Raw genomic sequence first — 14,284 nt, forward strand, 5'->3', positions numbered from 1 at the left:
TCCACAAAGTAACTCATTTAAAAAATTTTGCACCAGTATTTAGCAAATTTTATTATCGTTTATTTATTTGTAAAGGTCTAGTCAAAAAACATACAGAGTTAATATCTTTGCAATTGAAAACTTTTTAGATAATGGAAAATATAAACCAAGAAATCATCAACGCTTACGAAGTTATAAAAGAAGGCGGCATTATACTTTACCCAACAGATACCGTTTGGGGAATTGGATGCGATGCTACAAACCCAGATGCCGTTGCTAAAATCTACAAATTAAAACAACGTGCAGAAACACAAAGTATGATTGTTTTAGTGAATGGTGAAAAAATGCTATACAATGTTTTTAAAAACATCCCAGAAGTTGCTTGGCAGATTTGGGACTTATCAGACAAACCAACCACTCTAATTCTAGACGATGCCAGAAATGTAGCTCCGAATGTTATTTCGGCAGATAAATCACTCGGAGTACGATTGGTAAAAGAACCTTTCTGCTATAAATTGATGGAAAGAATGAAAAAACCTTTGGTTTCAACTTCTGCCAATATTTCTGGACAGCCAACACCTTTAAGCTTCAAAGCTATTAGTCCAGAAATTATCAATGGCGTTGATTATGTGGTAAAATTAAACCAAGATAAAATAAACGGAAAATCGTCTACAATAATCAAATTAACTAACGATTCGCAGGTAAAAGTAATACGTAAATAATGGTGAATTATTAATTCCTTTTCTTTGTTACTTTGCAACTTTGTTACTTAAAAAGCTTAGCAACTTAGACAGTTTTCAAACTCTCAATAAGCCAATCGATATCTTCTTTGGTATTGTAATGGCTAAATGAAATTCGGAGATTTGGCAATTTTAAATCAGTCTCCGAAAGCATTTCATTTAAAACGTGCGAAGGTTTTATGCTTCCAGACTGGCAGGCACTTCCTCTTGAAACTGCAATTCCTTTCATATCTAAACTAAAAAGAAGCATCGAAGTTTTATCTGGTGAAAATGGCAGAATAATATTGATGATATTATAGAAATCATCCTTTTTCCCATTAATTCTGAAATCTGGAAAATGAATTTCAAATTGTTCGATCAGATAATTTTTCAAACTTAAAATATAAGTTCTTTCTTCTTCCAGTTTTTCATACGAAATAGACAAAGCTTTCGCCATGCCCGCAATCTGATGTACCGCTTCGGTTCCTGCACGAAGGCCTTTTTCTTGTTCTCCGCCAAAAATTAAGGGTTGCAAACCAGAGTTTTTTCGAATAAAAGCAAATCCAATCCCCTTTGGCCCGTGGAACTTATGTGCACTAGCCACAATAAAATCAATAGGAGTCTTTTGCAGGTCGATTTCGGTTTTCCCGATAGACTGAACTGTATCAGAATGAAACAAAGCGTTGTATTGCTTACAAATCAAGCTTACGCGATCTAAATCTAAAATCGTACCTGTTTCGTTATTGACATGCATCAAACTGACCAAAGTCTTCTTTTCTTCGGCTAATAGATTTGATAAATGTGTTAAATCTAAACTACCATCTGCGTTTACGTTAACATAATCAACCTGAATATTGTAATCTTCTTGAAGCGCCCAAACAGTATGCAAAACCGCATGATGTTCAATTTTTGAAGTAATAATTCTATCTACTTTTAAATCTTCAACAGCTGATCGTAAAATCCAGTTGTCAGCTTCAGTTCCGCCAGAAGTAAAAATAATTTCCTGAGCAGTGCAATTTAAATGCTTAGCAATACTCTTTCTAGAAAGTTCTAATATAGTTTTACCGTTTCGCCCAAAACTGTGCGTAGACGATGGGTTTCCGTAATCCTCAAGCATTATTTTCGTTATTTCCTGAATTACTTCAGGACGCATTGCTGTTGTTGAGGCATTATCTAGATATACTTTTTTCATCGCTGCAAAGTTAAGAAATATCAATTGTCAAATCTTAAATATCATTTGGCAATTTTTTCACTATTTTTGACCCAAATAAATTTTACGATGAAAAAATATGCTGCCCTTGTATTATTTGCCCTTTTCTTGAATGGATGCGATGATGGGAATTTAACTGTAGATATAATAGATTTTGCTGATATTGCAGAAGGCCAAGCCTGCGATATCACAACAAATACCTTACTATACAAACTTAAACCTCAAGAAGCACTTTTACTCCAAATGCCAGAAGGATCAATCATAAATGATCCTGGAACCTATACTTACCCTATCGACTCTAACACTCACCGCGTCGTTTACAGGGCTTACGATGGCGCTGTTTCAAAAGATAATATTTGCGGTACAATTCCGCCAAGTACTCCAAAAGTGACAGAAGAATGGCTTGGAACAGATGGTACAATTGAAATTGCAACAACGCAAAATGAAGAACCAAATAAAACTGACGATGGTACAAGAATAACAGGATATACGCATAGTATCATTTTTAAAAATATAACTTGGTCAAAACCTGCAGGAATTCAGGTACAGCCAGAGTTTGAATTTGGATTATACAAAACTATAGTAACACCTGCTAATTTAACTTTCAAAATTAATCCGAACGGTTCTGCTTACGAGTGCGATGAAGTCAATAGAGTATACAACTACAACAACTCATTCTACTTATCAATTGATGACATCGATCCAGCATTGTTAGTTAATCAAGTAACTCCTGGTAACCAGCCACGCACAAGTTTAATAACAGCGACACAGAACAAAGTGTTTTACAGAACTGCAAAAGCCGAAACGGGATCTATTACTCCAGCCTATGTTTGCGCTAAGGTACAGCCAGCTTCTCCTATAATTGAAGAGACTTGGACAGGACAGCCTGGTAAAGAAAATGAAAGCGGAATTATTGCTGTTACCACTACTGTATCAACTATTGCAGCGGGTCAAGTTTACACGCATACAATCGTGCTTAAAAATGTAACTTTACAAAAAGGAAACAGTACCTTTAAGCTTGGAAGCAATTTTGTACTTGGAAAAATTGACCGAATTGATCCTAACTAAAAAACACTGATTTCAAAATAGAAATCAACAAAAATAATTCTTACAAAAAAACGTCTGTTTTTTGAAATGATTTTAAGATTAAATCAGGACAAAAAACAGACGTTTTTTTTATGCTTTATATTAAAGAGTTTTATCTTAAAAAGGCTTCTTTTATTTATTGTTTTGTCTTATATAAACTTCTGTAGCACCGAGACCATATTTTTGATAATTGGCATCTTGAAAATCAATTCCGTCGTAACGGCCAAGTAAAAAATCGAGTTCTGCTTTTAAGATTCCTTCGCCGACACCATGAATAAAAACGATTTTCGGAATGCGGTTTCTAATCGCAAATTCGATATGTCTTTTTGCCGTTTCAGTCTGCAAGGTCAAAATATCATAGTTAGACATTCCACGTTTGTTCGGAACCAATTTTTCAATGTGCAAATCAAATTCCGGAACGCCAATATCACGTTTTTCTTTCTTTTCTTTAACAAAACTTCGCGGTTTAGGCTCTGTTTTCTCTTTCGAAATTTCATCTAAATTAATTCTTTTAATAGAATTCATTAAATCACTGGTTTCTTGAATTTTAATCAATTCATTGACTAAAAATGTCATCATGAATCCGTCCTCAGTTTCAATCAAAACTTCGTTGTTTTTAACAGAAACTACAGTTCCGTTTATGGCTTCATCAAGTACAGAAACCTTATCTCCTTTTGCAAGCATCCTACTCTTCTTTATCGTTATTTTTACTTGGCGTTTTGGCACTTAGCTGCATCATCCCGAACATAAAAACCACAATTGCAGTAATCATGATATAGATGTTTTTTTCTTCTGAAACCTGCTCATATAATGCAACCGAAATCGCAAGAATCATTATTATAATTTTAAAAGTTTTCATCTGCTTTGTATTTTAAAATTTCAAAAGTATAAAACTTTCAAGTAGTACTTCTATACTACTCCAAACGTTTGTCATATTTTTTCACTAAAATTGCAAAAAAGAACTGCCATGAGTTTAGAGAAATATATGATTCCTTGCCTATTCAAAACCTTCTTTGGCTATGACTGTTTAGGGTGCGGATTTCAGCGATCTTTATTCTTACTTTTTCAAGGCGATTTTTTAGGCGCTTTTAAAATGTATCCCGCCATCTATACCTGCCTTTTGCTATTCGTTTTTATCGCATTTCATTTCTTAGATAAATCTAGAAATTATAAAAAAATGATTTGGAATGTTGCCATAGTAAATTTCATTTTTATGCTAGGCGGATATTATTTCAAACACTTTTATTTTTAGATTTTAGATTTTAGATTTTAGATTTTAGATTTTAGATTTTAGATTTTAGATTTTTAAAATCGCTCCGCTCTTTTTTGGAATTTGGGATTTAAAAAAATTGGAATTTTAACCAACCTTTATTTTTTAATCTGATTCAAAATATCATTCATCATTTCGATTTGAACTTTCTGAATTTCGATTAACTCTTGCTGCTGATGCATAATTAAATGATCGATTTTATCGTGAATCAATCTAATCTCCAATTCCGATTTCAGATTAATCATATAATCCTTTTTTGCACGATTGCGATCTTTTTCTTCCTGACGGTTTTGGCTCATCATAATCACAGGCGCTTGCAAAGCAGCAACACAAGAAAGGATTAGATTTAAAAGAATAAACGGATACGGGTCAAAACCTTTGTTTAGAAAAATATAAACATTTGAGCAAATCCAAATTGTAATAAAAATGACGAAAGCGATAATAAAAGTCCAGCTTCCTCCAAAATCTGCCACTTTATCGGCTACTTTTTGCCCTAAAGTTCTAGTTTCTTGTTCATCTTCAACAATACTCACAATCGATTTATCTTCTTTTAATGAAGAAATAACATTTTTCTCCATTGCAGAAAGCGCTCCTATTTCAGTAGAAAGATAATTTGAAATATATTTTTGACGGTAAACATTTAATTCATTTACAGCAATGCAGTCTTCTGTGCTAAAATCAGGATATTCTTTTTTAATTAATCCCAAAATAGGATCGTGTATTTCCCTGCCGTAAATTTTTTCTTTTTCATCGAAAGAAAGCCCCGAGATTGCACTTTTAAATGTTTTACTATTTTCCATTTTAATTCGTTTTGAAAGCTAATTTACACAATTAACTTCTTAAGAATTACATAAAAAAGAACCGTTCGCAATTCATTTTTTATCACAAATCTAATTTTATGAAGAAAATTTCTTTAGTTAAATCGTGATTTTATTTCCAAAAAACGCCTTACTTTTAACGTTCCAAAATTATTCATTCATTTTTACCATTGTGACAAAAGACAATATCATACAAAATATAAGAGCTTTAAAGAGCCACTCAAACATAAATTACGGCATTAAAACCAAAACAGAAGACTTTACAGAAAAGCTTTTTTACACTCTTTTTGACTCAAATGCCGCGCTAGATGAAAGCATTGATGAACTAGAGTTTCGTTTTAAAGAAATCGCTGTTTTGGCCTGCAAAAAGCCTCAAAATTTATGCGAATCTATTTGGGACCGCTTCTTGGAAAAACTTCCAGGGGTTTTAGAAAAATTAAATCAGGACGCCGAATATATTCTTGAAAATGATCCTGCTTCAAATAGCATTGATGAAGTCTATTTGGGTTATCCTGGGTTTTATGCCATTGCTATTTACAGATTAAGCCACGAATTGTATCATCTCGATTTATTGCTTTTTTCGCGATTAATGAGCGAATATGCACACCGAATTACAGGTACAGACATACATGCAGGAGCCGATATCGCATCGCCATTTTTTATTGATCACGCAACGGGTATCGTAATTGGCGAGACTAGTGTGATCAAGAAACATGTAAAAATCTATCAGGGTGTTACGCTTGGTGCTTTAAGCGTAAGCAAAGAAATGAAAAATGCTAAAAGACATCCAACCGTTGAGGCAAATGTGTGCATTTATGCCAATGCAACAATTCTTGGCGGAGAAACTGTAATTGGAAAAAACAGTATTGTTGGAGGAAATGCTTGGATTACAAAATCGATTCCAGAAAATTCTATTGTAACCAACACTACTACTACTGAAGTAAAAATAAAAGAAAAAAAATAACATGAATTCACATAAATTATTAAACCTAATTGGCAACACTCCGCTAATGGAAACTGTCAATCTAGTTAAAAATAAAAATGTAAAACTTTTACTGAAACTGGAAGGAAACAACCCAGGAGGAAGTGTAAAAGACAGAGCGGCATACAATATGATTGCTGCCGCATTGGAAAGAGGAGACATCAAAAAAGGAGATAAATTAATTGAAGCAACTAGCGGAAACACCGGAATTGCCCTTGCTATGATTGCCCAATTATTTGGCATCGAAATCGAATTGGTTTTGCCAGAAGATTCTACAAAAGAGCGTACTCAGACCATGCGTGCGTATGGTGCCACTGTCATTCTTACGTCTGCAAGCGAAGGAATTATTGGCTCTAGAGATTATGCCGATAAAAAAGTAGCGCAAGGCGGGTATTTAATGCTTAATCAATTCGCCAATGATGACAATTGGAAAGCCCACTATAAAACAACAGGACCTGAAATATGGAATGATACTGACGGAACTGTAACACATTTCGTATCAGCAATGGGAACAACCGGTACAATTATCGGAACTTCGACGTATTTGAAAGAAAAGAATCCGAATGTACAGATTGTTGGCGCACAGCCAAGTGACGGATCTCAGATTCCAGGAATTCGTAAATGGCCACAGGAATATCTTCCTAAAATTTTTGATGCTTCTAAAGTAGATACAGTTGTTGATGTGAGCGAAGAAGAAGCACGTGCCATGACAAAAAGGCTCGCTCTGGAAGAAGGCGTTTTTGCAGGAATGAGCAGCGGAGGTTCTGTTGCTGTTGCCCTAAAAATTGCCGAACAATTAGAATCTGGAGTTGTGGTTGCCGTTATCTGCGATAGAGGCGACAGATATTTGTCTTCGGATTTATTTGACTAAAAAAGAAACAAAGTGACAGAGGGACAAAGTCACTTCCCTAAAAAAGCTTTGTCACTTTGTTACTCTGAACCTTTGTAACTAAAAAAGAAATGAACTACAGAAAACTAGGAAAAACCAATTTTAATATATCTGAAATTTCGCTTGGCACTTGGCAGGTTGGCGGAAAATGGGGATCGGGATTTGATGATAAAACGGCCGACGAACTTTTGAATACTGCTATAGATAATGGCGTAAATTTTATTGATACTGCCGATGTTTATGAAAATGGATTAAGCGAAACTGCTGTTGGAAGAGTAGTTCGTTCTCGTTCTGAGCGTATTTTTGTTGCTACAAAATGTGGCCGCCAGATCAACCCGCATGTTAATGAAGGATATACGCCAAAAGTACTTCAAAAATTTGTGGAAGACAGTCTAACAAGAACCGGATTGGAAACGCTCGATTTGATTCAGTTGCATTGTCCGCCGACTGAGGTTTATTATCGTCCTGAAATATTTGAACTTTTTGACCGATTAAAAGACCAAGGAAAAATTCTAAATCTTGGCGTAAGCGTTGAAAAAGTCGAAGAAGCTTTAAAAGCAATTGAATATTCTAATGTAACAACGGTTCAGATTATCTTCAACTTGTTTCGTCAGCGACCTTCTGAATTGTTTTTCTCAGAAGCCAAAAAGAAAGATATCGGAATCATTGCAAGAGTTCCGCTAGCAAGTGGACTTTTAACGGGTAAATTTGATTCAAAAACAACTTTCGAACCTCAGGATCATCGAAACTTTAATCGTAATGGAGAAGCTTTTGATAAAGGCGAAACTTTTTCTGGAATTGATTACGAATTAGGTTTAAAAGCCGTTGACCAATTAAAAGCTTTATTTCCAGAATCAAAAAATCTAGCCGCAATTGCACTTCAATGGATTTTAAGTTTTAACGAAGTAAGCTGCATTATTCCTGGAGCATCAAAAACAGAGCATGTTTTATCGAATTTATCTGTTTATGATACTCCAAAATTAACTTCAGAGCAAATTGCTGCAATGAACAAAATCTACAACGATCTTATCAAACCTTCTGTTCATCAGCTTTGGTAAAATTATATTATAGTTTTTTTTTAAATGCTGTGGCATTTTTTATAATCTCAGCATTTTAAAAACACACATCTACTAAGAAAAATTTTCTCTCATATTTTACGCAACCATTTGTTTATTAGCACATCTAATTATAAAACTAATCACAAATCATTAACCATGAAAAAACTAAGTTTTATATTATTTGCTACTACATTAATGTGCTTTTCCTGCAGCAATGATGAAAGCACACAGGAAGAAGAATCTGCGAGACTTGAAAAAATGTACAACGAAATTGTCCAATATTCTCAAATCAATTCAAAACCTTGTACTGATCCAGAGGACTGGGGATTTATGAAGTTTGGCGCTTCCAGCTGTTCTGGGTATATTTTGTACAATAAGCAAATAGATGTTGCTGTCTTTCAAAAAAAGGTTGATCAATATATTGCGGCTAAAGGAAAATTTGATGCGAAATGGGGAATTTTTTATGATTGTATGATGCTGCCCACTCCTTCTCCATCTGACGTAAAATGTATAGATGGAAAACCTTATATAAGCTATAATTCAACTACTAAATAGCAAAAAAAAGAAGGTTACTAACAAAAATTAGTAACCTTAAAAATCTTATAGGTCAAATTCAATTCTAAACTCAGCACCTCTATTTTTTCCTTCGCTCGATGCTGTTAATCGTCCATTATTTCTTTCAATAATCTCCTTGCACAAATACAGTCCAATTCCGGTAGAACCTTCATTTGCGGTCCCTAGTCGGCTCATTTTGGTGAATTTTTTAAATAATTCTTCAATCTGACTTTTATCAAAGCCCATTCCGTAGTCTTTTACCGTGACAATTAATTTTGAGTTTTCTGAAAAGATACGCACTTTAATTTCGCTATTAAAATAAGAAAACTTAATAGCGTTGCTAATTAGATTAACCAAAACTTGGACCAAAAGACCTTCATCTATTTTCAGTTTTGCATCTGCACATTCCAAAACCAAATCGAGTTTTATATTCTTATCAAATAAATGTTGCTCGACTTGTTCATTGATAAAAGGAACAATATTAGAAAACAGAATCGTCTTTCCTTCATGGCTCATTTTGGCGATTTCGTCCTGTTCTTTTAGCAATTTGATAAAATTTTCAATATATCTAAATTGAAGATCAGTCGATTCGCAAATCAGCTCTGCCAGATTTTTAACTGACTCTGATGGATTTTCAATTATAATTAACCTTGCTAAAGCTTGCGGATTTCCAGCAAAGTTTTTCAAATCATGCGAAAGCATATAAACCAAATCCTGCTTTTCATTGATAAAAGTCTCTGCTTCGTTAATAGATTCCTGAATGTTACATAAAAGCAATCCTGCTTCGTCTGTATATTCTGTTGGCAGAGCAGACAATTTTCTTGAAGTTCTGTAATCATTTAGTGCTTTTGAGGCTGTAGCAATTGGTTTTATAAGCTTGTTTAAAACCAAAAGCGTTATAGCCGTTGCCACCAATGTCATGACTAACGAAAAAACAAGAACCGAAATAGGCGAAACATCCTGTTTGAAAAATAAAACAAAAAACAGAATTCCGATTAAGGGAATATGAATGCCAATAAAAGCAACAAACAAAAATTTGAGAGTGTAACTTTTTTTAAGAAAGCCGATTTGGGAGAGTTTGTGGTATAACTTCATAAAAAGATACAATGTAGGTTCATATGTAATTTTATTAGGTTTATTACTAAAACAAAATTAACTTTTATCCTCAATTAAACTACTATTTTGAAGAATTTCTAAATTTTTTCTAAAATTAAATTTGTAAAAGTTTTCAAAGACTTATTTTTGCGCTATGGGAAGAAAAAATACAGACAAAGTTGTCTTTCATCAAATTCAAGTTCTTGATGCTGGCGCAAAAGGAGTTTCGGTAGCCAAAGCACCTGACGGAAAAGTTATCTTTATTCCGAATGTGGTGCCTGGAGATGTGGTAGACGTACAGACATTAAAAAAAAGAAAAGCATACTACGAAGGTAAAGCTGTAAAATTTCACGAATTATCTGAATACAGAGTAGAGCCAATCTGCGAACATTTTGGAGTATGCGGAGGCTGCAAATGGCAAAATATGAAGTACAGCCAGCAGCTTGCATTCAAACAAAATGAAGTTAAAAATCACTTGCAAAGAATAGGAAAAATTGAACTTCCAGAATTTGAAGATATTTTAGGTTCTGAGAAACAGTTTTTCTATAGAAATAAAATGGAATTTTCTTTTTCTAACAGCAGATGGCTTACAGAAAAAGAAATTGGCAGTACTGAAGATTTAGGAAACAGAAATGCTTTAGGATTTCATATTCCGAAAATGTGGGATAAAATTCTTGACATCAACAAATGTCATTTACAAGAAGATCCTTCAAATGCTATTCGTAACGAAATTAGAGCTTTTGCAAACGAGCATAATTTAGCTTTTTTTAATCCGAGAGAACATTCTGGATTATTAAGAACTGTAATGATTCGTACGGTTTCTACTGGCGAAATCATGGTTTTAATTCAGTTTTTTGAAGACGATAAAGAAAATAGAGAATTAATTCTTGACCATTTATATGAGAAGTTTCCACAAATTACTTCATTGCAATATGTGGTTAACGGAAAACAAAATGATACAATTTACGATCAGGATGTGGTTCTTTACAAAGGAAGAGACTACATTTTAGAAGAAATGGAAGGTTTGAAGTTTAGCATTAATGCAAAATCTTTTTACCAGACCAATTCTGACCAAGCTTACGAATTGTATAAAATAACTCGTGATTTTGCTGGCCTTACAGGAAATGAGGTAGTTTATGACTTGTATACAGGAACAGGAACAATTGCTCAATTTGTTTCTAAAAAAGCAAAAAAAGTAATCGGAGTAGAAAGTGTTCCAGAAGCTATTATTGATGCTAAAGCCAATTCAGAGCGCAATAATATTACAAATTGTGAGTTTTTTGTTGGTGACATGAAAGTAGTCTTTAATGAAGCTTTTATTGCACAACACGGAAAACCAGATGTTATTATTACAGATCCACCTCGCGACGGAATGCATAAAGATGTAGTAGAGCAAATCTTAAAAATTGCTCCAAAAAGAGTGGTTTATGTAAGCTGCAATTCTGCGACTCAAGCACGTGATTTGGCTTTAATGGATGAAAAATACAAAGTGACTCGTGTGCGACCTGTAGATATGTTTCCGCAGACGCATCATGTTGAAAATGTTGTACTTTTAGAACTTCGATAAAAAATACATGAAAAAACTAATTTCTCTTTTACTGCTCTTTACTTTCGGCTTATCTAGCTGCGAGAAAGATGACATCTGTGATGCCAATACACCAACAACGCCGAGATTGGTTATTACATTTTATGATATTTCGAATCCGACAAAAACTAAAAATGTAACCAATTTAAAAGTTATTGGCGACGCAATGGAAAATGGAATTGTTTTTAATGAAAGTCTGGCTGAAGACGATCCGTTAAGATACGTAACGAGCGGTAGCACAGTATCAATTCCGTTAAAAGTAAATGACGAAACAACAACTTTTAAGTTTATCAATAATTCGTTAAATACTACATCTATCAATACAGATGTGATTAAATTTAACTATACCACACAAAATGTTTATGTCTCTAGAGCTTGTGGTTTTAAAACCATTTTCCAAATGAGAGGCACTCTCCCTTTTGTTCAAACTGATCCAGATGGAGATACTTTGTGGATGACCGAAGTTGATTTAGTAAACCCTAACATTAAATCTGAAAATGAGACACACATTAAAGTTTATTTCTAGTCTTTCATTATTGTTTTCAATGTTTTTAGGTTATGCTCAGGATGTGCCTGAGATTTCTAAAAATAAAGATACAATTGCGCCTAAAAAGCCAAAAACTGAAGCTGTAAAAAAAGAAACAGCAAAACCAGAAATTAAGGAAACACCAAAAGACAGTGTGGTAAAAACAGACCGCTACGGATTTCGTGTGGGTGTAGATTTGTACAAGCTTACACGCGGACTTTACGACAAAAATTATAAAGGAGTAGAGTTTGTTGGAGACTGGCGATTAACAAAAAAATATTACCTAGCGGCAGAATTAGGTTACGAGGACAAAACGACCGAAGATGATCGTTTAACCTCGGCAGCCAATGGAACATATATAAAAGCAGGTTTTGATTATAACTTTTATCAGAACTGGCTTGACATGGAGAACCTTATTACGATAGGATTACGTGGTGGTTTTAGTACTTTTAGCCAAGAATTGCTTAGTTATAAAATCTATAATCCGAATCCGTATTGGGGCGAGTTGCCTGCAATAACGACCAATGAAAAATACAGCGGACTTACAGCTACTTGGCTCGAAGTTGCATTAGGATTGAAGGCACAAGTTGTTAAAAACGTTTTTGTTGGCTTTGGGGTTCAGCTTAAACTTCTGGCTTCTAACAAAGAACCAAGCAATTTTGAAAACCTTTATATTCCAGGTTTCAACAGAACGTATGATGGTAGTTTCGGAATTGGTTTCAACTATACTGTTTCTTATTTCATTCCGATTTACAAGAAAAAAACTATGGCATCTGAAATAAAAAAAGAGGAACCTAAAAAGTAATTCTTTATTCGGATGAAAAACATACTGATTCTTTTTATTATTAGCCAATTTGCTTTTGCCCAAAAAACAAGTGTCAAAACCATTTTGCATTTCTCGGGGAAAATTGACAAATATCCTATTGAAATGACTGTCGAATTGAGACAGGAAAATGATTCGGTTTATGGAAACTATTATTATGCAAAAAGCGGCAAAAGCAACTACATCATTCTAAACGGAACTTTTAAGAATAATAAATTGGATCTGGTTGAAACCACTTACATTCCAGGAAAAAATGTAAATACTCCAACAAAAACTGGCAGTTTTTTATTAGACTTTAAAAGCAATTGCGAATTAAATGGTAACTGGCAGAATGCCAAAAAGGACAAAAAGCTAACAGTAGCACTTACTTGCCTTGAAGACTTGCACTCTTTTAATCCGAAAAATTACAGCTACAAACTGAATCAGTACAAAGGTCAGGCAGAGACTTTTAATAATGAATTTAGAGAATATAATTTAATTAACCAGCTTGATATATTCAATTCTAAAAAAGAAAGGGTACAAACACTATCTGGCTTCGAAAAAGTTTTATACAACAATATTGGGGAAGTCGAATTAGAAGATTTGAATTTTGATGGACTTTTAGACATCAAAATTCCCATTTATTTTCCTGACCGAATAAAATACGACGGTAGTTTTCTTTATTACATTTACGATCAATCAAAAAATCAGTTTGTTAGAAATACTAAACTTGAAAAACTGGAGTATTTAACTTTTGATCGAAAAAATAAGGAATTTGAAAAAATCCAAGCTGACGGCCGAGGCAATGAATCCAGCGATTATTACAAATGGTCAGGCAATAATTTTTATTTAATACGAGAAGAGTTCTCTTACGAAGACAGCGATAAAACTACCTATATTGAATATCAAATCAAAAACGGTAAATCAGTAAAGGTTAAAGAATATAAAAAATAAAAAAAGCCATGAACTTAATTAAAGTCATGGCTTTTCTTTTGTTTTTATGATACTAAGACAACTGGAAATCTACAGCTGCTTTTGTGTGTATTAAAGTGGTATCAAAAATAGGAACACTTAAGTCTCCTTCTTTTATTAACATTGGAATTTCGGTGCATCCTAAAATAATGCCTTCGGCTCCGTTTTTGATTAAATCATTTGCAATTTCAAGATAACGTTTTTTTGTTTCTTCGCTTGCGATTCCTCTTCCTAACTCTTCAAAAATAGTATACTGAACAAAATCTTTAACTTCTTCGCTTTCGGGAATTATGGCTTCAATTCCTTTCTCTGCAAGTTTATTTTTGAAGAAATCTTGTTCCATTGTGAATCTTGTTCCCAATAGACCTACCTTTTTTATTTCTTTCTTTTGAATCTCAATCGCTGTTTCTTCTGCAATATGAATAAGAGGAACATTAATAGCCTTCTGCAATCTGTCAGCAATTAAATGCATCGTATTGGCGCACAAAAAAATTGCTTCCACTCCACCCGATTGTAAAACTTCTGCTGCCTTTAGAAGCATATTAAAAGTCGAATCCCAATCGTTGGCTTCATTATTCTTTTTTATATCAGCATAATTAAAAGAGTAAATCAGGCACTCAGAGAAATTCAGTCCGCCGAGTTTTTCATTAATTCCTTTATTTATTAAAGTGTAATAATCTGATGTAGAAACCCAGCTGATTCCTCCAATAAGTCCAATTTTCCTCATATATAATTTCT

General features: G+C 33.8%; 17 protein-coding genes. 11 read left to right on the forward strand and 6 right to left on the reverse strand.

Features of this window, described 5'->3' with window-relative positions; all coding sequences use genetic code 11:
• Nucleotides 1-131 precede the first annotated feature (131 nt).
• On the forward strand, nt 132-701 hold the full coding sequence (locus tag J7574_RS15065; RefSeq protein ID WP_290970105.1) for an L-threonylcarbamoyladenylate synthase: 570 nt from the start codon (nt 132-134) through the stop codon (nt 699-701).
• A gap of 64 nt (nt 702-765) precedes the next feature.
• Here the strand turns inward: J7574_RS15065 and J7574_RS15070 are convergent, their stop codons facing one another.
• Entirely contained in the window at nt 766-1,890 is a 1,125-nt protein-coding gene (locus J7574_RS15070; protein WP_290970108.1) for a cysteine desulfurase family protein, read from the reverse strand.
• 87 nt (nt 1,891-1,977) lie between these two features.
• On the opposite strand from J7574_RS15070, the gene J7574_RS15075 reads away from it, so the two are divergent.
• Complete coding sequence (locus tag J7574_RS15075) at nt 1,978-2,976, forward strand: hypothetical protein (protein ID WP_290970112.1); 999 nt, start codon at nt 1,978-1,980, stop codon at nt 2,974-2,976.
• Nucleotides 2,977-3,126: 150 nt separating this feature from the next.
• On the opposite strand, the gene J7574_RS15080 is transcribed toward J7574_RS15075, so the two are convergent.
• Entirely contained in the window at nt 3,127-3,678 is a 552-nt protein-coding gene (locus J7574_RS15080; RefSeq protein ID WP_290970114.1) for a Smr/MutS family protein, read from the reverse strand.
• 1 nt (nt 3,679) lies between these two features.
• Entirely contained in the window at nt 3,680-3,853 is a 174-nt protein-coding gene (locus J7574_RS15085) for a hypothetical protein (protein ID WP_290970118.1), read from the reverse strand.
• A gap of 126 nt (nt 3,854-3,979) precedes the next feature.
• Between J7574_RS15085 and J7574_RS15090 the strand changes: the two genes are divergently transcribed.
• Nucleotides 3,980-4,246: a DUF2752 domain-containing protein gene (locus tag J7574_RS15090; protein ID WP_290971149.1), complete on the forward strand. Its 267-nt coding sequence runs from the start codon at nt 3,980-3,982 to the stop codon at nt 4,244-4,246.
• A 116-nt stretch (nt 4,247-4,362) separates the two neighbouring features.
• On the opposite strand, the gene J7574_RS15095 is transcribed toward J7574_RS15090, so the two are convergent.
• Nucleotides 4,363-5,064 (reverse strand): DUF1003 domain-containing protein, encoded by a 702-nt coding sequence (locus J7574_RS15095; RefSeq protein ID WP_290970121.1) that lies wholly within the window; start codon nt 5,062-5,064, stop codon nt 4,363-4,365.
• Between the two features lie 190 nt (nt 5,065-5,254).
• Here J7574_RS15095 and J7574_RS15100 point away from each other — a divergent pair, with 190 nt between their 5' ends.
• The 4 genes from J7574_RS15100 (at nt 5,255) to J7574_RS15115 (ending at nt 8,566) form a co-directional block, all read left to right on the forward strand.
• Nucleotides 5,255-6,046, forward strand: a complete 792-nt coding sequence (locus J7574_RS15100; RefSeq protein WP_290971152.1) for a serine O-acetyltransferase — start codon at nt 5,255-5,257, stop codon at nt 6,044-6,046.
• Between the two features lies 1 nt (nt 6,047).
• Nucleotides 6,048-6,935 (forward strand): cysteine synthase CysM, encoded by an 888-nt coding sequence (gene cysM / locus J7574_RS15105; RefSeq protein WP_290970123.1) that lies wholly within the window; start codon nt 6,048-6,050, stop codon nt 6,933-6,935.
• Nucleotides 6,936-7,024: 89 nt separating this feature from the next.
• The gene (locus tag J7574_RS15110) at nt 7,025-8,011 is read left to right on the forward strand and encodes an aldo/keto reductase (protein WP_290970125.1); all 987 of its coding nucleotides are present in this window, start codon (nt 7,025-7,027) and stop codon (nt 8,009-8,011) included.
• A gap of 156 nt (nt 8,012-8,167) precedes the next feature.
• Nucleotides 8,168-8,566: a hypothetical protein gene (locus J7574_RS15115; protein WP_290970131.1), complete on the forward strand. Its 399-nt coding sequence runs from the start codon at nt 8,168-8,170 to the stop codon at nt 8,564-8,566.
• 45 nt (nt 8,567-8,611) lie between these two features.
• On the opposite strand, the gene J7574_RS15120 is transcribed toward J7574_RS15115, so the two are convergent.
• Nucleotides 8,612-9,661, reverse strand: coding sequence for a sensor histidine kinase KdpD (locus J7574_RS15120; RefSeq protein WP_290970134.1), 1,050 nt, complete (start codon nt 9,659-9,661; stop codon nt 8,612-8,614).
• 154 nt (nt 9,662-9,815) lie between these two features.
• Between J7574_RS15120 and rlmD the strand changes: the two genes are divergently transcribed.
• The 4 genes from rlmD to J7574_RS15140 are packed head-to-tail and all read left to right on the forward strand — an operon-like array spanning nt 9,816 to nt 13,528.
• The gene (rlmD, locus tag J7574_RS15125) at nt 9,816-11,228 is read left to right on the forward strand and encodes a 23S rRNA (uracil(1939)-C(5))-methyltransferase RlmD (protein WP_290970137.1); all 1,413 of its coding nucleotides are present in this window, start codon (nt 9,816-9,818) and stop codon (nt 11,226-11,228) included.
• A gap of 7 nt (nt 11,229-11,235) precedes the next feature.
• The gene (locus J7574_RS15130; protein ID WP_290970139.1) at nt 11,236-11,772 is read left to right on the forward strand and encodes a DUF6452 family protein; all 537 of its coding nucleotides are present in this window, start codon (nt 11,236-11,238) and stop codon (nt 11,770-11,772) included.
• The gene (locus tag J7574_RS15135; RefSeq protein WP_290970142.1) at nt 11,744-12,577 is read left to right on the forward strand and encodes a DUF6048 family protein; all 834 of its coding nucleotides are present in this window, start codon (nt 11,744-11,746) and stop codon (nt 12,575-12,577) included. The genes J7574_RS15130 and J7574_RS15135 overlap by 29 nt, the downstream gene beginning before the upstream one ends.
• 12 nt (nt 12,578-12,589) lie before the next feature.
• On the forward strand, nt 12,590-13,528 hold the full coding sequence (locus tag J7574_RS15140; RefSeq protein WP_290970144.1) for a hypothetical protein: 939 nt from the start codon (nt 12,590-12,592) through the stop codon (nt 13,526-13,528).
• Between the two features lie 52 nt (nt 13,529-13,580).
• Here J7574_RS15140 and J7574_RS15145 read toward each other — a convergent pair whose 3' ends face one another.
• Entirely contained in the window at nt 13,581-14,273 is a 693-nt protein-coding gene (locus J7574_RS15145; protein WP_290970147.1) for an aspartate/glutamate racemase family protein, read from the reverse strand.
• Nucleotides 14,274-14,284: the final 11 nt, after the last annotated feature.

It is taken from the genome of Flavobacterium sp. (genome assembly GCF_017744675.1).
GTDB lineage: Bacteria > Bacteroidota > Bacteroidia > Flavobacteriales > Flavobacteriaceae > Flavobacterium.